Genomic DNA, 20,390 nt, shown 5'->3' with positions numbered 1-20,390 from the left:
TTAAAACACACCAGATTAGTAAAAACATACAGCCCAGAGTCAATTACCGTATCACTTTTTTTAAAATAGAAATGGCATCCGTCATTTCTTTTTCGTGCAAAGAGGCAAATCCCATTCTAATGCCATGGGTAGTAAATAATTCATTTTTATAAAACAAACCGTTGCCAATATCAAGTCCTTTTCTCGCGGCATTATCCGATAATTTTATTAAATCAATATCCGTATCAAAAACAGACCATACCGCCATTCCTCCCTCTGGAATTTTAAATTCCATTTCATCGGGAAAATTAACTTTTAGCAATTCGCAAAACATATCTCTACGTTGCTTATAAATCTTCAAAGCTTTTCTGTAATATCTATTCATCTCGCCCTGATTGAACAACGACGCAAAAGCTTCTTCCAAGATAGTGTCTCCCTGTCTGTCTATAAGTTCCCTTAAGGCAGTTGCGGCGTGAATAAAATTGGAAGGTCCAGTCATAAACCCTATTCTTAAAGCTGGAGCAAATGTTTTAGTGATTGATCCAATGTAAATCACATTTTCATGATGATCTATACTCGCTAAGGGCAAAAAAGGTTTATTAGCATAATGAAAATCAAAGTCATAGTCGTCTTCAATAATGGCAAACTTGTGCTCCTTAGCAAGCATAAGAAATTTCAATCTGCGTTCCATACTCAATGTAACTGTCGTTGGACAGTGATGATGAGGAATTAAGTAAACCGCCTTTATTTTCTTTTTTCGAAGTGCTTGTTCAAGATAGTCGACATCCATGCCATACTCATCGACAGGAACCCTTAGCAACTGCGCTCCTGTTTGTTTAAAAATCTCATCAGCAGTTGCATAGTTTGATACACCTACTGCAATATAATCGCCCTTTTCAAGCAGTAACTGAGCCGATAAATAGATTCCCATCTGACTACCTTTGGTAATAAGCATATCCTCAATCTCAACATTTAGTCCTCGAGTAGTTAAAAGGTATTTACACAATGCTTCCCGTAGATTTTCTGAACCCTTTGCATCACCGTATTTCAAAAAGTTACGACCGTAGAATTTTCTTGATATACTTCGGTATTCCCGCATCAGTTCATCTATCGGAGCAAGCCTTACATCGGGAAAACCGTCATCTATGGCTAATTGCGTTTTTTGCAAATTCTTGCTAAGAATTGCCTTACTGAACTTATTTGTCCATAAGAAGGCATCTTGTTTTTCCTTTATATTTTTTACATCAGACCTATTCTTTTGAGTGCGTATAGGCAGACTGGATAAGACATATACTCCTTTGCGTTCGATAGATTCAGTCCAACCTTGACTAATTAATTCTTCGTATGCTAATTTTATCGTATTGCGATCGACTCCAATTAATAGTGCTAGGTTACGAGTGCTAGGTAACATTTCCGACGGTTGCAAAGTACCGTTAGTAATCAATGAAATAAAGTAATTACATACCTGGATATATAGGGATACGGAAGAAGTTCTGTCAATTTGAATTAAAGATTTATAAGGTAGCATCTGGGCTGTATGTTTTATATTTTTTGGCATACAAATGTAAGTCAATTTCATACTATTTTTGTCAAAAAACAAGTATGGATTTACAAAACGAGAAACTAAAAAACGTATTAGTTATAAATTCAAGTGCAAGATATACAGGCTCTAAAAGTAGAACGTTGGCAGAAACTTTTATAAATCATTGGAGAATAAAAAATTTAAACTCCAAAATTCAACTTCGGGAATTAGGAAATAAAATCATACCTCATATAACAGAGGAATGGATAAGAGCGGCGTTCAAACCTTTAGACAATCGCACAGAAGAAGATTCAAATGCTTTAGAAGTAAGTGATGAGTATATTAAGGAATTAAAGGATGCTGATGTAATCGTCGTAGCATCGCCTATGTATAATTGGTCCATACCTAGTAGTTTAAAAGCTTATATCGATCAGGTAGTACGCGTTAACGAAACTTGGAGCTATAATCCTGAAAATTTTCAAAATCCCTATATAGGTTTATTGGAAAATAAGACAGTAGTTTTGTTACTGACAAGAGGGTCTCAAGGTTATGAAAAAGGTAGTTATAATGAAGATATTGATTTTCAAACTAATTATTTAAAAAGGGTTTTCAATGTCATTGGAATCACTGACATTCACGTAATAAATATCGATGGGGAGGCAAATAATCAAGAAGAGTACCGTTTAAATATAAGTATCGCACATCAAAAAACTATAGAACTTATTGAAACCAAACTCTCTTAAGATAACATAGCGCAAAACAAACTAGAATAGAGTAACTTTATATATCCCTATTGGAATTGAGTTTAATTTTGATCTCTCCTACTCTTTTCACCACCTTAATTGCGATTCTTTGGCTTACATTTATTGACCAGATTGCTAGTAACTGTATCCCATTCACTATCCTTCTATTAGTAAAAGCATAAAAGAGATTTAAAACCACAAACCAGTAAATTTGAGTAAAGAAAAGTATTTTTTATAATGGAAAGAAAACTTATTGTAATAACCGGTGGACCTGGTGTTGGAAAAACAACATTACTTGCTGCATTGAAAAAAGAAGGGTTAATTGTTGTTCCAGAAGAGGCTAGAAGAATCATTCAGGAGCAAATAGAAGTTGGCACTGATGCATTGCCGTGGAAGAATAAAGAACGTTATGCACAATTGATGTTTGAAGCATCAGTTGAGACTTATAAAAACGTAGTTAAGGAATTTTCTTTACAGCCCGCTTTTTTTGATAGGGGTATCTTGGATACAATCTGTTATATGAAAATGGAAAAAATACCGATATCTGTAGAAATGGATAGTCAGGCAAAATCGCTCACTTATGCTCAACAGGTTTTTATTCTTCCACCTTGGAGAGAAATATATAAAAAAGATAATGAAAGAAAGCAGACTTGGGAAGAAGCTGTTTATACCTTTGAAAAAATGAAGCAAACTTATTTAGAATATGGCTACGATGTAATTGAAGTTCCCACAGCTACAGTTGAATATCGGTGCGAATTTATCTTAAACTGCATCAAATAAGTCCGATAACACCTTTTTTAAACGCAAAATGTAGATTTCCTCTAAAAAAATCTACATTTTTTTACGAGAAATTTGAAGTATTATCCTTCAAATTCTCCACAATCGTTTTCCTTAAACAAAGGTAAAGCTTCCTTGGTCGTATAGTAATTAGAAGTTCTTTTATTTCTTAAATCAAATTTTTTACCGCTGATGCTCAACTTATAAACCGGTGCTTGATCTATTTGAGTGAGTGTAAAGATTCTGTCTGAGGTTGTGAAAATATATTTATTAGATTCTGCATCAAAAGTAAATCCGTCGATTACATAAGTGTCCTTTTCGTCGCAAACATTGGTCCATTTCATTTTATTCTCAGCAATGGATAAATTCGCTACATCGCAAGCGTAACAGTTGCCCAAAAATTCAATACCATATTTCTCGTAAACATCGGTGCTTTTACTGTTTAATACGACTATCGGAACCAATGCTGCAAAAGCTTTGGGAACGGCTGTTTTTTCACTATCTACCTGAGTTACTTCTTCCTTGGATAGACTATCTACACTAACTGTTTTAACTGGGGTTTCTACCGTTTCTTTTTTAGCAGTAGTAGTACACGAACTGAGCAATGCTATCGCGATTGCAAATGAAATCAAGGTCTTTTTCATAAGAATGGATGTATTCACTAAATTAATTTATCAACTGTAAAATTGGACAAAATCCGACGTCCATTATATCCCTGTTTCCAGCTATTTATCGGGCAAATGAAGGCGGTTTATTGGTGGTTTATCCGAATCCTGATATCTTCGTCAAAAAAAGCAAATGAAAATCGCATATCCCTTTTTTATAGCAGCTGTGGTTACCCTCTTTATAGGATGCCAGTCGCAAACTAAAAATACAGAAAGCATTCAGGAAGTAACGCAAATTACTAAAAAAAATGCAACATTTACCGATTTTAAGAAGGTGAAAGGAGTGAATAATGTACTAGAGGTACCCTTTGAATTGACAACCCAATTGGATTCGATCCGTTTTTTTACAGCGCCAAATATGGATGCCGCTCAACTGAAAATAGCCTACAACAAATTCGATAATTATTACGGCTTTGAGGAATTTGACAACTTTTATTCCATACATTACAGCATTAACAACAACATTTCAAACAGTATTGAAGCTTTTGTTTTAAAGTCCGAATTCACCGCAGCCTTTGATATGACCTTAGAAGGCGTTGATTTATACCAGATCAGAAGCAGTATGTACAAAGCGATTTCCGATGTTAAAACCAAATCGTTCGAAAAATATGGAAGCATAACCGAGGTTTCTGAAGCCGAATTTAAAGCATCATCAAAAAACCGAAGCAATGAACTCTTGGTAAAAAACCCGTTGATCCAACTAAAAGACGGCAACTGGGTGTATAGTGAAAACACAAGGGAAGTCATAGTTACCCAACATGAAAACATATCGACAGAAGACGGCTACCTATCCAATGAATATATCGGTCAATCGCCTTACTTGCACTTGGAAATTTTTAAAGAGTACAGTGCTGAAGTTACCGATACTTACTACTCTTTTTATCAAGTAAAAAACGATGCCGAATTCAAACTGTTTACCGCGGGTTATCCACAGATACTACCTGCACTTAAATGGATTTCATATATATCTTCAAACGACGATGTAGGCAGTAATTTTGAAGTGGGTAAATTCTCAGAAAAAACGTATAACCAAGAAAGTCTGCTGTATGTCAACTTTACCAACTTTAAAATTGCCAACGAGACCACAGCTTTTTGGGCGGACAACAACCGTTTTTACGCCGAAGTTTTTCCAGTAAATTCAAAAGCCTCTAAGGGTAAAAAGCAAAAGTCTGCTTTTATAAAAATACAATTGAAAACCGATTTATTCTAACCGTATAAAGTCGTCTGAGCCTCTAGCATTAAAAGCCTTAGCGCACAATTATAAAGTAGAAAAGTCCAAAAATACCTGAAATCAACTAGTAATTATCGGTACAAAACCCGCTAATTTTGAACTTCAATACTAAAGATAAAAAATGAAAAGAATCTACTTAATCTTATTGTTTTCCCTATTCCATTTGATGGTATTTGCACAATCGTTACAAGTCACTATCAAACAAGATGGAAAGCCTATTCAAGCGGTAAATGGTATTTACCAACTGAAAAAAGCTCCATTCGTATTTGAAATTAAAGCTTCCAATCTCGAGGGATTTTTAATTGGTGCTACCCCAGACGAGCAAGTCTACCGATCAGCTGTAGGCCCATTTAATCCAGAAGTTTCTTGGTTTCAAAATACCGGTCTCGCAGAAGAGGAGTACAACATAAGCAAAGAGCTTTATTTGATGGATCTCGCACCATCGTATTGGTACTACACCGACGCAAAGGATCACAGATTTGACAAAAATCCCGTTGGAGACTTGGATAACTGGACGGCTAAACGCAGTGTCAACTCCTTTTTTGATGTCATGATCAATCAAAGCATCGACATCAAAGATTTTGACGGCAGCGTTTATCTACTGATGTATGCACCCGAATACGACGAATATTACGATCTGATAGACAAGCAGAATTTATTTAATGCCACCCTTCAATTCACAGAATAAACAGCAAAACTATAATAGACAAGGGCCCGACTGTTTTCAGTCGGGCCCTTGTTTTTGGTACTAATAATTCTATTCTATAATCAAACCATATTCTATGGCCAATTTGATTGCAGAACTCAGATTGGCACTTTGGAATTTCTCGATGAGATTTTTTCGGTGACTTTCCACGGTATGCGGGCTTATAAAAAGTTTTTCCGCTATTTGATTGGTCGTTAATCCCTTTGAAGCTTCGGCCAACACCTCTTTTTCTCTGCGCGTTAATTTGGGTACCTGACTCAGCCCATCGGAAGTTTTTTTATCTAAAACTGACTGGGTTTGTGGGCACAAAAAACAATGACCTCCGTTTACGGTTTTTATACCCTCAATGATTTCGGAAACCGAAGCGTTCTTTTGAATATACCCCATAGCCCCTTCAGCCAAACAACTGTTTATAACTGGCAGTTCGTTGTGAACGCTTAACATAACGATTTGTAGGTGCTCGTACTTTTTCTTAAGTGGCTTGATCAATTCAATACTGTTGATGTCGACCAAATTGATATCGAGCAAAAGAATATCGACCGCTTGCTTGGCCAAACCTGTATTCATTTCTAAAGCGTTTTTAAAACAAGCGACAACTTCGATTTGATCGCTGTTTCCCAAAATATTTTTAAGCCCCTCTAATAAGAGTGGGTGATCGTCTGTTATGGCTACTTTTATCATATTTACTCGATGGGTATTTGTAGTTCTATACTGGTTCCAATATTCCTTTCAGATCGGATGTGCATCACGCCTTTTAAAAAATGGACTCTGGATTCTATATTGTGAAAACCCGCTGTTTTTGTAAGATCTAAGTCTTTAGAGTCAAAACCGATACCATCATCCTCTATGGTGACATTTAATAGTGCCTGATCTTCACTGAGCTGAATGATGATTTCGGAAGCAGCAGCGTGTTTGATTGCATTGTTAACCAATTCTTGGATGATTCTATAAACGAGCAATTGTTTTTCTTTAGGTAGGGAATTGTTATAATTAATGCATTCGGTGTGAATTTGTAACGCGTTGTGCGACATACGATGCGCAAATTCTCGGACTGCAGCTTCCAAACCGTATTTGAACAGTAAATCGGGCATTAAATTATGCGCCACCCTTCTCAGTTCTTCTACAGCGGCATCAATTTGGTCGATGGATTTTGAAATTCCCTGCTGTACGGTATCCGGTGGTTGAGCCTCTAAATGAGACAATTGATGTTTGGTACCAGAAAGCAAACCGCCCAATCCATCGTGTAAATCGCGAGCCAAACGACTGCGCTCCTTTTCCTGACCTTCGAGCAAGGCGGTAAGCGTTGCTATTTTAGAATGTTGCTTTTCCTTTTCCATGGCCAAGAGGTGTAATTCATCTTGCTGTTGTAGCGATTTCACCCGTTGTTCGTAGGCATACAACAACAAAAGAATCAACAAGATGAAAATGACGATAAAAATGATGTAATAGGTATTAATTTTCTCTTTAAAAGCCAACAGTTTTTTGTAGGTATCGAGATCACTGTTCTTTTGCTCCGCTTCTAACTTGGCCAATCGAAGCTGTTGCTCTTTTTTCTCCGATTCCAACTCTGTGAATTTGAGGCGCTCGCGCTGATTTTCCTCTACCAATTTTAAATTGTTGTACAGCTGTTCGCGCTGTGCCCGAATCATCTGCATCAACCTGATTTCTTGTGCATTTTTATCACTGACCAACTGCAACTTAAGATATTTTTGCTCTTGGCGTTCGTTCTCAAACTGCGATTCCAATCGTTTGGTAATTTCGAGTTTCTCGTGATCATATAGACTTTGGTATTTGTCTATATAACGCTTATAATACGTTAGTGCTTCTTGGTAGTTGCCCTGTGCCTCGCTGATCTCAGAAAGAGATTCAAGTAGGGCTAACTCGATATTATCATCGTTAACCGAACTTTTTTCTATTTCTATCACAGCTTGTAGAAAGTAAGATTTGGCCAATTCATAATCTTTATTTTGTAGGGCCAATTCCGCCAAAATCCCAAAGGACGAAGCGATGTGAATCGCATTGGCGGTTTCAATACTTACCTTATTGGCTAATTGGGCATATAACATCGCTTTTTCACGGTCAAAACCCGTATATAAATTGGCTAGATTAATCGCTGCATACGAGAGATTACTCTTGTTAATCATGCTGCTTTCATTTTTTCGGAAAGTTGCAATTGCCTGTAAATAATACTGTTCAACCCTTTTTCTCAAATCGACATTTGAAGGATCTTGTACATATTTTTGTTCGTATACATACCCCATCCGCATATAAGCATCGAAAGTCAAATTGGGATCATGCTGTTTGGATGCCAAAACCAAAAATTGCTTGCTGTATTTCTCTTCGAGTTGGTACTCATTGAGATCGGCATAAATAGCTGCCAACTCCTTAACTACATTTGCAAATCTGCCGTATGAGGTAGCAGTCGTTGGTGTGTTTTCGAAATAGTCTATGGCTTTTAGGTATGCTTGTACAGCCTCAGTGGTTTTCTTATCTCGTGCGAAAACCCAACCTTTGGCATATTGCACATAACCCTTGGCCTCGTTGTTATTGGTTTTTAAGCTGTATGCAACTGCCTTTTCCAAGCTTTTGATAGATTCTACTTTTTTATTATCTAAGCGGTAATTCATCGCTTGAACGGCATATAAAATCGCCGCATACTTCCCATCGGTTTGTCGGGTAGCTATGGATAGGTTGGTCTCTAAAACCTGATACGATTTGGGTTTAAAATTGTTTAAAAATAGAGCTGTCGCGTACTTGGGAGCATTATTTAACTGGGCGCTAATATCGTTGGAAGCTTTGGTATATTCGTTTTCTAAATCACTCAACGCCGTCTGTGCGTGAATGTAAAACGGACAAACAAACAATATAAAAATCCATAAAAACCTGTACATCAAAAATTTATACCTATCCATTTTTAAATATCAAAGACTGTAAATATAACGAAAATACCCGCTCCTCAAAATGACGTTGATCGACAAATCATGCACTAAAAAGCACAGCATTTATGCTATAAACCAATAGACTCCATCGAGAAAAATACAGTTTGGATTTTCCATAACGTCATAAAATCCAGTTTATAGGTCGTAAAAAAATGATTAGGTCCATCGAGTTATTGCCTAGTCAATTTCAACTGTGTTTTTTCTTTTGAAATATCAAAAACCACCTTTTTTGAAGGCTTAAAAATCTGGGTAGGCGATTGACAAGTTCCCGATTGACCAATGCTGTCCACTTGCATTTCCACTTGGTCGACGCCGGTAAAAATATAACGCCCATATACCGTTGTAAAACAATCGTTGCCACATTCCCAGCTGTCGTAAGACGTGAAATTTTCGTCATCCAAAAAATCCATTGCCTGAAAATTAAAACGCGTCGCGGAATCCGTTCGCCGAGACAACAAATAAACTTCTTCCCCGTCTGAGTGAAGCAAAACTTCACTTTCAACAAACCATTGGGTGTTTTTTAAATAATTTGGAAAATTTGATTTTTTAATTTGATCGTCTTTACAACTGAACAACTGCATCAAAACAAAAATTATCAAGGCGATAGACAAGAACTTATTGATCATAATTTTATTTTTTGACTTACCTCATCCCGATTTCCTCATTAAATAAAGACGGTATTTGATCTTACAAACGTATACTTGATTTACTAATTGAATTTATCTAGAGTGCAGTAACGGTTGTTCTAATCCAAGCTTTGGCCAGAACCGTTTTCTCACTATATTTTATATCCTTACTATTTTTACTTAAAAATCAAAGGTTTTCACGGCAATGCATTTAGATTTTGTAGCGGCGCTAAGATTTAGGTGATCCTCATACAGTTCGATTTTCAATCTTTTCACCCCTTTTGGAATACGATAGCTCATATCTTTAGTGTAATTATATCCTTTGATCAAAGCCCCTTCTTTACCGGGTTTATTTTTGATCTCTACATAATACTTTAACGTGATTTCCTTATCGTTTTGCTCGCCTTTTTCATATCGAATCCCGCTTACATTTCGCACTTGGTGTCCACTGGAACTAATATTGCCCTGTATGCGGAAATGTAGTTTTGACTTGTTTGTACTAAGCATCAAAACTTCGGGTTCCAGCCTCGGTGTAACTTCTCTAAGGGTTGTAGAAGAATATGTACGGTCCGTTTCTGGAATCTCTCGTGTTACCCGTTGTGCTGTTGCGTAAATCGTAGTTACCGTCAGTTTCTGCGCTTGGGTTTTAAATCCTAACAACAGCATCAACGAAGTTAAAATCCAATAATTTTTCAATGCTTTTTATTTATTCCACTTTGATCGAAAGATAGGGATAGTCCTTAATTCAAACCATCCCTGATACCGGTGGTTTTTTGACATGCCTATTGCAAACCAATACTGATTTCACTATTCCAAAAATTGGGTTTTACAATAATCAATCTTATACTTTCCATTTTCAGTAATGACTGTTATTTCATTAAGCGTTTTACTACCACCTCCATAATCGATATATACCTCGTAAATGCCCTCTTTCAATTTACTGATTTTTAAGTCCTTTAATTCCCCTATATCGCCATTTCCCCTTCCAAACAACCACATCTCCCGCTCTTCTATGGGATAAATTTTAGACCATTTGAGTTTATACGCGCGCTCAGCGGCATCATATTCAGCATCTGTAATATTGGAAGGCCCATAAATTTCCGCAGTATCCGTTATAAATTCGTAAAAACGCTTACTGCAACATGCTTGTTCGACATTATAATCCGGGAAATAACGATCCGAACTCTCGGTTTTAAAAATACTTCTGACCCACGCCTCTGCTGCATCATTCACAGCAACGTTTCCACTCTGATTGCTCAAAGAATCAATCCCCCCTACTTGTGCTACTTGTTTGACTTCGTTTTTTTGATTGCAAGAAACTATCAAAAAAAGGCTTAAAACAAGAGTAAAATAACTGTTTTTCATCTCTTAATTTTTTTAATCTAGACACCCTGTTTAGGGGAATCGCAGTTTGTCTATAAGTTTTTATGTTCTCTATACTCCCTCCCAGAGTATATATCTATATAAAAGTACAAAATATCTCCAGAATCTTCTACTAATCGCACCAAACCATCTGAATTAATCGACGAATAGGCCTGAAATCCAATGCGCTTTTTGTCTTTATGATCATAGAGTATATAAGTATTCTCTGCCGTATTCTGAAGGGCATAAATTTGTTTTTTCGCATCTAAAACCGAAATATCTCGGTATACCGGTGGCAGCTCCCAAATCATTTGATTGCTGTTCCACAGCCCAATGCTGCGCTGTTGTTTTCCATTCTCAATACGAATCAGATACCACCCATCCATTTCACGATAGGTGTTTACTTTTCCAAACTTCCACCCCTCACCGACAAATTCATCGGGAATAATCATCTTTCGATCGGGCCAGACCATATTACCCAGTTGATCCAGAACCTTAAAATTATAAGTGTCAACGCGATCTATTAGGTTTCCATCAGTATCGATATACAGCCAATCATAAGCCCAAACATCGTGATCGTAATTAAATATACCGAGTAAAAAATAGGGAGAGTCGGCAATGGAATAAATCAGGCTAGTCTTTTTTAGAAAATCGATCTGCGCAGCTGTTGCCGACTTGATTTCCCTCGGAAAAACCTTATCATATTGCGGAAAAACATATACATCACCCTTATCGCTATCAACCAAAAGTTTGGGTAGCTCGGGTGCAAAACGTTCTTTATTGATGTCGTTTAAAGAAATCTCCTCCTTGCCAAATTCGATAGTCAATGTTTCGGTTCCAAGCAATGCCTTGTGAATCGGCTTTTTTGAATTGGTATTATATATCGAAAAACCCGTTTTGTCCATTTTGACAAAACGTTGGTCTTCCAACACCTCTACTATATGATGCGCTACTTTCTTTAATCGCTTGTTATTGATTTCATAAAGACTTGCATTCCAAAAAACCCGCTGCCGATCAACGGCAATAAAGTTTAAGTAATAGGAGTCCTCCAAGTACGGAATTTCCTGGTTGACTAAAGTTTGTTTGCTTTCCAAAACACCTATCTCTATACTGTGATAGGTTTGCTCCTTTTGAATTCCACCACCTAAAATGTTCCACTCCCACCTCCAAAAAGGCATTTTCTTTTGGTATTCCCTTTCCCTTTTATAAAAAGTGATTCCGTTAACCACATTTAAATCAATTTCGCCAGTGGAAAAATCCAAAACCGTTTTTCCCAATTGGTCTATGACTGCATACCTATCACTCGCATTTTCTACAACGGCAAAACCGGTAACAGTAAACACAGAGGCCATTTTATAACGCGCTGCAGAAATTGGTTTTAAATGCGCTTTATCCACATAAATAAAATCACCTTGCTCAGTCAAAAAAGGAACGGTATTGATGGTTTTCATATCTGTGGGGATTTTTACAACAGCCTCATTGTTTTCCTGGGCACAAGATGTCGTAACCGTCAACATAAAAAAGCTGCTCCAGAACATTGTTTTCATATATCGCAATTGTAATGATCTCATTGGTCAATATTACAGCAATCGCGCGCTGTACACAATCCCTTTTATCGGCTATATTACAGGCTGCATTTTCATTGATTTTACAATCAACTTACAGTTAATGGGAGTTTTTTTGATGCTCGATTCACTGCAAACAACACCATTCCGAAAACAATCCAATCGATCAATGCGCTAGCTATATAGATACTGCTAACACCATAAAACTGGGGAACGATTAACATGACGGGAATAAAAAACACCAACTGCCTTAAAATACTGATTATCGAAGCCGGTTTTGCATTTTCGATCGACGGAAACCAAACCATCGCCATGAATACAAAAGGCAGAACGAGCAATACACTCATATAGACGCGGAAGTCTATCATTTGTGTTGCTGAAAAGGTCATATTGGGTATCATTAGCGACATGACGCCTGCAGGATACAGCATGACAAACAACCAAAAAGGCAATAGTATAATCAAACCGGTAAACGAAAATAATTTATAAGAACGGATACAGCGGTCGTATAATTTTGCTCCGTAATTCATTCCTGAAACCGGTTGCAATGCCCTCATTAGTCCCCATAGAGGTGTATTTAACAAAATATAAAACCTGTTTACTGCCGTGAAAAAAGTGATATCAAGCGGTGTACCGTATTTGACCAGTGCATTGAAAACCACAATATTCTGAACAACAATCATGATCATCATCACAAAACCAGGCATGCCTAAAGAAAGGGTCTCTTTGATAATGGCTTTATCCGCTTTAACGGACCAGAATTTAGTTTTAAAAGAGGATTTCCCACTGCCATAATACCAAACCCCTAATAGGGAATAAATGATCATTGAAAAATTGGTAGCCCAAGCAGCACCTGCTACTCCCCAACCAAAGGTATCAATAAATATAGGCTTAAGTATTACATCAACCACCAAGCCAATCGCGATCATCCATGCAGCTGTTTTCATTCTTCCTTCTGCGCGAACAATCATATTCAGTGCCAAACCATGTATCCAAAAGAAACTCCCTAAAATAGTAACCCTAAAATATTCTACGGCAAAAACTTGAATTTCATCTCTACCTCCCATCATATATATCAGCTCCTCTGCAAAAATATAACAGGGAATCGTAATCAGCGCGGAGAATAAAAACGTCAGAAAATTTGCGGTACCAAACGCTTTTTCGAGTTTATCTTTTTTATCCGCACCAATCCATATACTTATCGCCGATCCTAAACCCGTACCTATTAAAGTTCCAAATCCTTGTGCAAATTGCGCAAGCGGATAAGCCACACCAACGGCTGCTAATGCGGTGTTACTGATCAGATGACCTACGAAAATACCATCTAGAAAATTATTCATTCCATATAATACCATAGCAATAATAGCCGGCCAAGAAAGCTGCCACATCACCTTAGGTAGTTTCCCATTTAAGATAAGCTGTTTTTGTTTTTCCATTTTTTTGGTTTAAAGTTTTTATTTTATTGTTTTGATAACATCAACTGTTGATTGCGATTCGCGCTATGCCTCTGATCAAGGTATCATTGATATCGCTGAAAGATTGTTTTTACAACTCTTTCATTTACTAGCTATGCATAAACAAATAGACCGCAGTCGGTATTTGAATCTTTCAACTTAAGCCCTAATAGAGAACGATCGAATCCATTTATACCTACTTCACAAACGAAGATCTTAGCCGTATTACAACAATTTGCTTTCCCTGTTAGCTTTTTACAAACCACCTTATTAAGAACAATTCTAAATAATTCAGTATCTTTGTGCAAATATAAAACCTTCGGTTATACCGATAGGTCTGTTAAAAGGAGTAAAAACTCCGCGTAAAGGAACAATTGAACCAACCCTGATACTGATGACATTACGATTATACGACAGCGATATTAGCTCCTTATTTTTAGAAAGAGATTATGCAGTTGCTTCCGCCTCATCAGAAGGAGGTATACAAGAATATACCACTCGAATAGGCAATCCTATAGGCGAAGGATATTATCACGAAATTTATTTTGAAGGTGTACATATAGGATTTGGCAATGCGCTATTATCCAATAAGGTATTGTTGTATTTTGAAAGTGATTTTGAGACTGTGGAAATGCATTTCGCATTGAAGGGATCCAGTACTGCTACATCTGACCAATTTCAAAGGCAAATTGGTTTTCATGCGCATCAGCAAAACATGATATACGCCAACAAATTGCGCGGAAAAATGCAATGGGAAAACGAAGCCATTCAGCTTTTTGAAATCAATCTGTCACCGGTATTTTTTAAACGATTCCTGCCTGATGATTCCAAACTATTCAGCGACTTCCGCAAAATAATCGATTGTGGAAATGCAGGTTGTCTAAACACGAACAACAAACTGATTACCCATCAAATGTATCAAATCATCGATGACATCATGAATTGTCAAAGAAAAGGATTTTTTAAAAGAATGTATCTCGAAGCAAAAGTCATCGAACTTTTACTACTACAGTTGGAGCAGTCAAATGACCGCAACAGTGCTCCTGTATCTTTGAGTAAAGAAAATATAGATAAGATATATGCAGTAAGAGATTTTATTTTAGATAATATCAATACCGCTTCCTCACTGATCGAACTGGCACATCGAGCCGGTACTAATGAGTTTACCTTAAAGAAGGGGTTTAAAGAATTGTTTGGCACAACGGTTTTTGGTTTTTGGAGCGATACCAAAATGGAACAAGCCAAGGTAATGTTGACTGAGCAGGATATGAATATCACCGAAGTATCTAAGGGTTTAGGTTATAAAAATCCTCGTCATTTCTCTGCCGCTTTTAAAAGAAAACACGGGTTTTTACCGAGTCAGTTAAAAAAATAAATCCAATATTACATCAACTCCACTGGTCAGCTAGAGCCCTATTTTAAAAAACCAACCCTCAAAAGACCTTGAAATAATTGTTCCTATTTAAAATCAGCATAAGTCGTGAAGAAGTTGATTTTATACGATGCTATTTTGCATTGCTCCCCCACAGGAGAACATGGAGTGGTTTTATTTTAATTCAATCTTTTTGATTTAAAAATAAATTATTAGACCACATATATAAAGGGATTTTGAACTACATGAGCTCCTTCTATCGATTTAAAAAAATAAGGGCTGTCTTTTTGAGACAGCCCTTGATTATTCTTGCTTACTAGTTTATTTCTTGATCGGTGTTCCTTGGAACTTTGCTTTAAAGCGTGCGTTTTTGATATCTAATTTAACCATATCAATGATGATTTTATACGCTCCATTTTCCTTGGTGATTTTGATATCTCCGTAGTCAATATCCGATACTAACTGTCCCGTTTTAAGGTTCTTTACGGTAAAATTATCTGCAACACGTAAAGGACCTGGTTTACCTTGGTCTCTGCTAGAGCTTAGTACGTAATCGCCCACAGCGATTTCGTTAGCATTGGTACTTAAAGCGCCAATTTCGAATTGGGCTTGCCAGTCCGCATTTTTAAATGTGAGGTTGTAGTATGCCAATTTTTGACCAGCTTTCTCCTCTAACTCCGAGGTGAATTCAACGGAAGTCATGTTGACTACTCCATCTTCTTCTGTTTCATCAGCTTTTTTTGTTTTGACTTTTGCCGTACGCAACACCTTAGCATCAGTATGAGACACTGCTGCTACATATATAGTGTATTCCGTATCCGCCTGAAATCCTTTAGGTTTTAATGTCGACGCAGTTTTTACATTCATCACATTACTACCATTAGTCAATACGTCATCGACACTTAACGTTTCTGTCGAAGGAACTACTTTATATTTGATTGTCTTCGCTCCTTCTGGTGTAATGGTAAAAATAACTCTTTCGTTAGTGGAATCAAGATCACTTAGGGTGATGGATACATCTAATTTCTTTTGAGTAGTCGCAATTAGCGGTTGCTCTAATACAGTAATTACACCTGCGCTATTTTTTGCTGCGGCATAAATATAGTAGGTCGTTTCCGGCAATAAATTCGCCACTTCAACGGTTTTCGACCACTCTTTTACCGTGATCCCTTTTGAAAAGATATCTTCTGGAGTAACTGCGGGTGGTGTGGATGCTATGGAGCCTGGTAATACTAAGTAAGTCACCGTTTCGACATGAGTAGCTTCAATACTAAAACCTATTGATGTTTCTAAAGTTTCTGCCAATGTAATGGCTAAAGTACCTTTTTTGATAATTATTTCCGGTTCTGTATCAGGATTATCAATTGTTTTTTCAGTAAGGATGGGTTCATCAGGAACACAACTTGTCGTAGTAAGCATTACTGTTCCCATACATAGGGCAACAAATAAATTGGTTTTGTTTTTTAACATGGGATTTTGAGTTACTTTCTTTAATAAAAACCCGCAATATAGGATATATTCTAGGTTGTTCAAATCATTGCAGAAATAAATTTTAAAAATCAACACCACTCTAATCATCACCATTTCAACACATTTTGTGAAATTTTTTATAGAATGCCACTTATAATATTTTACAAGGAGAACTAATCAATATTTAAATGCTTAATTGGTGTCGATATGCATTATAATAAAAACAAGATAATTGTAAAATATAACTTATAAAAATCGTTATTTCCTTCCGCGACTCGGTTAACAGTAAAAAAAAATGAAATTATTTACCTCTCTAAATGAGTCAAAACATAGGCGCCCATTAAACTCTTTTTTATTCCCATATTTATACTATCACAATTACGAATTAAATCATTACTCGACCTAAAAGCAAAATGCACCAATCGTTTGGGACTGGTGCATTTGAAACTTCTTTTAAAAAAAGGATTTATGGTAAAGCATTAATTGCAGCTTCTACTTGATTATAAGATGTCGTTGTGATTAAACTTCCTGCAGGAATAGTATATATTGCATTATTCCCAACCGTTGTAGATAAAATACTATACACATAATTACCGTTTACTTCAGCTACGAAAATTACATGAATCTTTAAACCAATGGGCACTAGACCAGTATGCTCTTCAAAAGTATTGGTACCTGAATTAAATACGTCAAATTGAGCTAACATATTATCTTCTCCTTGAACAGCTAAATATACTGATGAATTGGTATGATTGAATCCAGCTGGAGGTATTACCCCAATTTTAGTTTTAGTCCCAGGAAAATTAATCAATCGGTCTATATTACACCATCCAAAATTACTGGAATTATTAACCAAAACATCATACATATCTGAACCTTCTCTACCACCAAAGATGGTACCATCGTTTTCAAAAATTAAATCCGTTGGTTGAGCAGGTATCCAAGTCAAATTTTCATCTGAATTGATATCGCCATTCCATAAAACCATTCCTGTTGGATCGGCTTTAGAATTGAATGTGCTGATGTTGACTTTAATTGGATTAACGATGACTACCTGTTCTCCGTTATGTCTGATATCCAAATAGAATTCTCCTCCAGTCACCAACAGTCCTTTTTGCCCTCCTATTAGACCCATAGTGGGTTTGTTAGCAACGGCCATTTTACTTTTATTGAAAATCTCGATATAATCGATTACAATAGCTCCATCCACATCTTTACCGTCTTTAGTCTGAATCGAATGTGGAGGAATCACAATGTTTGTTTTTGACTTGGTGTAAAAAACAACGCCCTCCTTAGGGGTGTAATTCACTTTACCTCCGTAGTTCATGTCGGATAACACCTTATCACGAATAGATTGAAGTCCTTGAGTAATTCCCGAAGTAGCTTTTGAAGATGCTTCTCTTTGATTGGACTCAACGGTATTAACGGAGTCTGAACTGCATGATGCCATTGTTAAGGACAAAGTCAATAACATAAATAAAACTTTTTTCATAATTTAAATTTAAAATCGGTTGTTAATAATTTTTTAAGACCTCATTGTACTGAAAATCTCGATTCAAAATAAATTAATGCTTCTAATAAAAGTATTCCGGACTAAGATTACAAAAGACATATTTACATTATAAAAATAATAATTATAATTAAATTTTAACATAAAAATTTAATTAAAAAATAAAATATTTTAAAATAACCTAAAACAACAACACCAAAAATCAATAAAACACAAATAAAAACCTATATTTTTAAGGGTTTTTCAGCAATAATTGATACATGAAACAAATTTAACTAAATGCCATATTTATTTTTATAAAAGGTATTCAAAACGGATATAGCACTATACTGCTTACAATAAAATAATTATACTTGAAGTAAAAACCAACCCTGCAGTTTTCTAAAAAGCATTTGATGAAATCTCCGCAGATACTAAATTGTAAAAAAACCGTGCAACTAATTAAAAAAAAATACCCCGCTATTTTTGACTTATAAAATTTATGAAACCTTGACCTTTTTGCGTTGCCATAAATACATATCCAACACCTCAATATTCTCAACAGTGCTGTTTTATTCCCATAAATAACGTGATTGTTTTAAATGGAGGAAGCTGTCCTTTTGAGACAGCCTCCTTCAAGCAATTCACACAATCTTCTAGGCAGTTTCCTTGTTCTGACTATTTGAATAAAGCTGCTCCAAAACAGTTTTGACAGCGCCTTACACCATATAATGAATCATTATTTTGCAGCCCAGATTTCAATTTCTAAATGAATCTCCGGTAATCCCAATGCAGCAATGTAAGCAACAGTCATGGACGGGTTATTATTATTAAAAAGATCAGTCCATATAGAATCAAAATATTGCCATTCTATTTCCTTTGTTGCCCAAATATTCACTTTAATAATGTTTTCACTAGATAAGTCTTGACTCGTTAAAATGTGTCCGATATTTTCAAATGTATTGTACACTTGTTCATTAAAATCACTTGGCATTATGCCGTTCTTGTCATTTCCTATCTGTCCAGAAAAAACATATATGTTTGCGTCTTTCGGAACGATAGTAACATGTGAATACTTTCCAACAGGAGGTGCTAATGTTTTCGGATTTAGCCTAGTAACTCTTTGAATGTCCATCATAATAATTAATTTTTAAATTTGTAGGTTTGATCGTATCTAGATTCAATAGTGCTGGAATTGAAAACTAAATATCAGTTATATTAACTGCAAAACTACTTATCAGGTAATCTACAGCATTGTATAAAACCGACATTTTTAAAAATTAAATGGGATGCTTTACTAATATAAGGGCGATTCACTTAAACAACTAATCAACATTATTTTTCCATTTGGGAAAATTGATTAATTGTTCTTCTGCTTTTGCTAAAAAGTCAGTTGGCTTACTACCTGTCAAGTCTCTAAAATCTCGTATAAAATGTGACTGATCGAAATAATCGTTTTCATATGAAATTTCTGTAAGACTTTTGAAATCTAAATTGCGTATTATTTTTAAGCTTGATTGAAAACGATTAATACGAGAAAACGACTTCGGTGACATACCTATATGTTGCTTAATCAGTCTTTCCAATGTTCTTTCAGACAAGTTCATTTCTGATTGTACCTGTTTTACTGTTGCACCGTTTTGTAACGATTTAGAGGCAAATTCAGCTTTTGTATTTATGTAATCTGCTATGTTTAATTTTAATAATAAAAAATCAGAAAGGATGTCAATCTTATCTTTTACAGTATAGGCATTAACAAGTTGCTCAAGAATGGACTCGCGAGCGATATCGTTTAAGGAGATATTTTGATTACTGAATTCAGAAGCATCTATTTTAAAAATAGATTTTAACGCGGTTGGCTCTAAATATGCACCAATAATTCTAAAGGGCTCTGTTACTCTTTGATTGGTGAATTTTGTAAACTGTCCATAGATATATAATTGTGGCGTTATGATATTATCCTCCCCGTAAAATAGCGATGGTCTATCCTGAAATATTAAGGCAGGTAATCCATCAGGAATAATTTTATAATTGTGTACTTCAGAATTTATTGTAAAATCTTCCAACACCCAAAAAAAACGGACGTATTCCCTTAATGATTCAATTGGAGCGATTTCTTGATAATGCATAATGCCTAATTGTTTACAAAATATAAATATCAGTAGTACAAAATTAACTGTTTTTTTTAAATTCGCTGTTTTTAAACCATAAGGCACTTCACTTAAAGTAGATTATAGGACTCCAACCTCTAATAAACAGCTAGTTTGTTAAGGGACTACAATTCAGTATAAATGCAGCTATCACTAGCCATAATACGTACAGTTTTCAATTGCAAAAAACGAACTAGTGGATGTCCGCAAAGCCCTACACAGCGTAATATAATTAGTCGCTACTTTTTCGGAGATCTAGAGGCGTCCTATAGTTAAATTTTTAACATATAAAAACTTAATTTATCCCTTTAAAGCTTTAATATTGCAATCTTGAATTTTT

The 20,390-nt window shown here is 35.9% G+C and carries 18 protein-coding genes; 5 read left to right on the top strand and 13 right to left on the bottom strand.

Annotated features, from left to right (window positions below; translation table 11 throughout):
- Positions 1 to 43 precede the first annotated feature (43 nt).
- Entirely contained in the window at positions 44 to 1,507 is a 1,464-nt protein-coding gene (locus L1275_RS15330) for a PLP-dependent aminotransferase family protein (protein ID WP_253475400.1), read from the bottom strand.
- A gap of 74 nt (positions 1,508 to 1,581) precedes the next feature.
- Between L1275_RS15330 and L1275_RS15325 the strand changes: the two genes are divergently transcribed.
- Both L1275_RS15325 and L1275_RS15320 read left to right on the top strand, forming a co-directional pair.
- The gene (locus L1275_RS15325; RefSeq protein WP_253475397.1) at positions 1,582 to 2,244 is read left to right on the top strand and encodes an FMN-dependent NADH-azoreductase; all 663 of its coding nucleotides are present in this window, start codon (positions 1,582 to 1,584) and stop codon (positions 2,242 to 2,244) included.
- A 237-nt stretch (positions 2,245 to 2,481) separates the two neighbouring features.
- The gene (locus L1275_RS15320) at positions 2,482 to 3,024 is read left to right on the top strand and encodes an AAA family ATPase (RefSeq protein WP_253475394.1); all 543 of its coding nucleotides are present in this window, start codon (positions 2,482 to 2,484) and stop codon (positions 3,022 to 3,024) included.
- A gap of 80 nt (positions 3,025 to 3,104) precedes the next feature.
- Here the strand turns inward: L1275_RS15320 and L1275_RS15315 are convergent, their stop codons facing one another.
- Positions 3,105 to 3,665 carry a hypothetical protein gene (locus tag L1275_RS15315; protein ID WP_253475391.1) on the bottom strand — a complete coding sequence of 187 codons (561 nt, stop codon included), beginning with the start codon at positions 3,663 to 3,665 and terminating at the stop codon, positions 3,105 to 3,107.
- A 154-nt stretch (positions 3,666 to 3,819) separates the two neighbouring features.
- Here L1275_RS15315 and L1275_RS15310 point away from each other — a divergent pair, with 154 nt between their 5' ends.
- Both L1275_RS15310 and L1275_RS15305 read left to right on the top strand, forming a co-directional pair.
- Positions 3,820 to 4,896, top strand: a complete 1,077-nt coding sequence (locus tag L1275_RS15310; protein WP_253475387.1) for a resolvase — start codon at positions 3,820 to 3,822, stop codon at positions 4,894 to 4,896.
- Between the two features lie 142 nt (positions 4,897 to 5,038).
- Positions 5,039 to 5,605, top strand: a complete 567-nt coding sequence (locus tag L1275_RS15305) for a hypothetical protein (protein ID WP_253475384.1) — start codon at positions 5,039 to 5,041, stop codon at positions 5,603 to 5,605.
- A 69-nt stretch (positions 5,606 to 5,674) separates the two neighbouring features.
- On the opposite strand, the gene L1275_RS15300 is transcribed toward L1275_RS15305, so the two are convergent.
- The 7 genes from L1275_RS15300 to L1275_RS15270 all read right to left on the bottom strand — a co-directional run bounded on the left by L1275_RS15300 (position 5,675) and on the right by L1275_RS15270 (position 13,551).
- On the bottom strand, positions 5,675 to 6,304 hold the full coding sequence (locus L1275_RS15300; protein WP_253475381.1) for a response regulator transcription factor: 630 nt from the start codon (positions 6,302 to 6,304) through the stop codon (positions 5,675 to 5,677).
- Between the two features lie 2 nt (positions 6,305 to 6,306).
- Positions 6,307 to 8,535 (bottom strand): histidine kinase, encoded by a 2,229-nt coding sequence (locus L1275_RS15295; RefSeq protein ID WP_253475378.1) that lies wholly within the window; start codon positions 8,533 to 8,535, stop codon positions 6,307 to 6,309.
- Positions 8,536 to 8,732: 197 nt separating this feature from the next.
- Entirely contained in the window at positions 8,733 to 9,188 is a 456-nt protein-coding gene (locus tag L1275_RS15290) for a hypothetical protein (protein ID WP_253475375.1), read from the bottom strand.
- Between the two features lie 180 nt (positions 9,189 to 9,368).
- Positions 9,369 to 9,884 (bottom strand): hypothetical protein, encoded by a 516-nt coding sequence (locus L1275_RS15285; protein ID WP_253475372.1) that lies wholly within the window; start codon positions 9,882 to 9,884, stop codon positions 9,369 to 9,371.
- A 111-nt stretch (positions 9,885 to 9,995) separates the two neighbouring features.
- Positions 9,996 to 10,553, bottom strand: a complete 558-nt coding sequence (locus L1275_RS15280) for a hypothetical protein (protein ID WP_253475369.1) — start codon at positions 10,551 to 10,553, stop codon at positions 9,996 to 9,998.
- Between the two features lie 50 nt (positions 10,554 to 10,603).
- Positions 10,604 to 12,097, bottom strand: a complete 1,494-nt coding sequence (locus L1275_RS15275) for a hypothetical protein (protein WP_253475366.1) — start codon at positions 12,095 to 12,097, stop codon at positions 10,604 to 10,606.
- 107 nt (positions 12,098 to 12,204) lie between these two features.
- Positions 12,205 to 13,551, bottom strand: coding sequence for an MATE family efflux transporter (locus L1275_RS15270; protein WP_253475363.1), 1,347 nt, complete (start codon positions 13,549 to 13,551; stop codon positions 12,205 to 12,207).
- Between the two features lie 412 nt (positions 13,552 to 13,963).
- Here L1275_RS15270 and L1275_RS15265 point away from each other — a divergent pair, with 412 nt between their 5' ends.
- Positions 13,964 to 14,944, top strand: coding sequence for an AraC family transcriptional regulator (locus L1275_RS15265; protein WP_253475360.1), 981 nt, complete (start codon positions 13,964 to 13,966; stop codon positions 14,942 to 14,944).
- A 318-nt stretch (positions 14,945 to 15,262) separates the two neighbouring features.
- Here the strand turns inward: L1275_RS15265 and L1275_RS15260 are convergent, their stop codons facing one another.
- The 4 genes from L1275_RS15260 to L1275_RS15245 form a co-directional block, all read right to left on the bottom strand.
- Positions 15,263 to 16,411 carry a hypothetical protein gene (locus L1275_RS15260; RefSeq protein ID WP_253475357.1) on the bottom strand — a complete coding sequence of 383 codons (1,149 nt, stop codon included), beginning with the start codon at positions 16,409 to 16,411 and terminating at the stop codon, positions 15,263 to 15,265.
- Positions 16,412 to 16,877: 466 nt separating this feature from the next.
- A complete protein-coding gene (locus L1275_RS15255) occupies positions 16,878 to 17,903 on the bottom strand; it encodes a hypothetical protein (RefSeq protein ID WP_253475354.1) in 1,026 nt (341 codons plus the stop codon).
- 736 nt (positions 17,904 to 18,639) lie between these two features.
- Positions 18,640 to 19,038: a RidA family protein gene (locus tag L1275_RS15250; protein ID WP_253475351.1), complete on the bottom strand. Its 399-nt coding sequence runs from the start codon at positions 19,036 to 19,038 to the stop codon at positions 18,640 to 18,642.
- Positions 19,039 to 19,225: 187 nt separating this feature from the next.
- A complete protein-coding gene (locus L1275_RS15245) occupies positions 19,226 to 20,029 on the bottom strand; it encodes a helix-turn-helix domain-containing protein (protein WP_253475348.1) in 804 nt (267 codons plus the stop codon).
- Positions 20,030 to 20,390: the final 361 nt, after the last annotated feature.

It is taken from the genome of Flavobacterium sp. HSC-61S13 (assembly GCF_024171535.1).
Classification (GTDB): Bacteria; Bacteroidota; Bacteroidia; order Flavobacteriales; family Flavobacteriaceae; genus Flavobacterium.
This window is presented reverse-complemented; position numbering and strand designations above follow the sequence as displayed.

Excerpts from the sequence above, each read along its gene's own strand:
- L1275_RS15255 (WP_253475354.1), bottom strand. The coding sequence starts at position 17,903 with ATGAAAAAAGTTTTATTTATGTTATTGACTTTGTCCTTAACAATGGCA.
- L1275_RS15250 (WP_253475351.1), bottom strand. The coding sequence starts at position 19,038 with ATGATGGACATTCAAAGAGTTACTAGGCTAAATCCGAAAACATTAGCA.
- L1275_RS15310 (WP_253475387.1), top strand. The coding sequence starts at position 3,820 with ATGAAAATCGCATATCCCTTTTTTATAGCAGCTGTGGTTACCCTCTTT.
- L1275_RS15330 (WP_253475400.1), bottom strand. The coding sequence starts at position 1,507 with ATGCTACCTTATAAATCTTTAATTCAAATTGACAGAACTTCTTCCGTA.
- L1275_RS15260 (WP_253475357.1), bottom strand. The coding sequence starts at position 16,411 with ATGTTAAAAAACAAAACCAATTTATTTGTTGCCCTATGTATGGGAACA.
- L1275_RS15245 (WP_253475348.1), bottom strand. The coding sequence starts at position 20,029 with ATGCATTATCAAGAAATCGCTCCAATTGAATCATTAAGGGAATACGTC.
- L1275_RS15265 (WP_253475360.1), top strand. The coding sequence starts at position 13,964 with ATGACATTACGATTATACGACAGCGATATTAGCTCCTTATTTTTAGAA.
- L1275_RS15305 (WP_253475384.1), top strand. The coding sequence starts at position 5,039 with ATGAAAAGAATCTACTTAATCTTATTGTTTTCCCTATTCCATTTGATG.
- L1275_RS15315 (WP_253475391.1), bottom strand. The coding sequence starts at position 3,665 with ATGAAAAAGACCTTGATTTCATTTGCAATCGCGATAGCATTGCTCAGT.
- L1275_RS15325 (WP_253475397.1), top strand. The coding sequence starts at position 1,582 with ATGGATTTACAAAACGAGAAACTAAAAAACGTATTAGTTATAAATTCA.
- L1275_RS15300 (WP_253475381.1), bottom strand. The coding sequence starts at position 6,304 with ATGATAAAAGTAGCCATAACAGACGATCACCCACTCTTATTAGAGGGG.
- L1275_RS15270 (WP_253475363.1), bottom strand. The coding sequence starts at position 13,551 with ATGGAAAAACAAAAACAGCTTATCTTAAATGGGAAACTACCTAAGGTG.
- L1275_RS15275 (WP_253475366.1), bottom strand. The coding sequence starts at position 12,097 with ATGAAAACAATGTTCTGGAGCAGCTTTTTTATGTTGACGGTTACGACA.
- L1275_RS15290 (WP_253475375.1), bottom strand. The coding sequence starts at position 9,188 with ATGATCAATAAGTTCTTGTCTATCGCCTTGATAATTTTTGTTTTGATG.
- L1275_RS15295 (WP_253475378.1), bottom strand. The coding sequence starts at position 8,535 with ATGGATAGGTATAAATTTTTGATGTACAGGTTTTTATGGATTTTTATA.
- L1275_RS15280 (WP_253475369.1), bottom strand. The coding sequence starts at position 10,553 with ATGAAAAACAGTTATTTTACTCTTGTTTTAAGCCTTTTTTTGATAGTT.
- L1275_RS15320 (WP_253475394.1), top strand. The coding sequence starts at position 2,482 with ATGGAAAGAAAACTTATTGTAATAACCGGTGGACCTGGTGTTGGAAAA.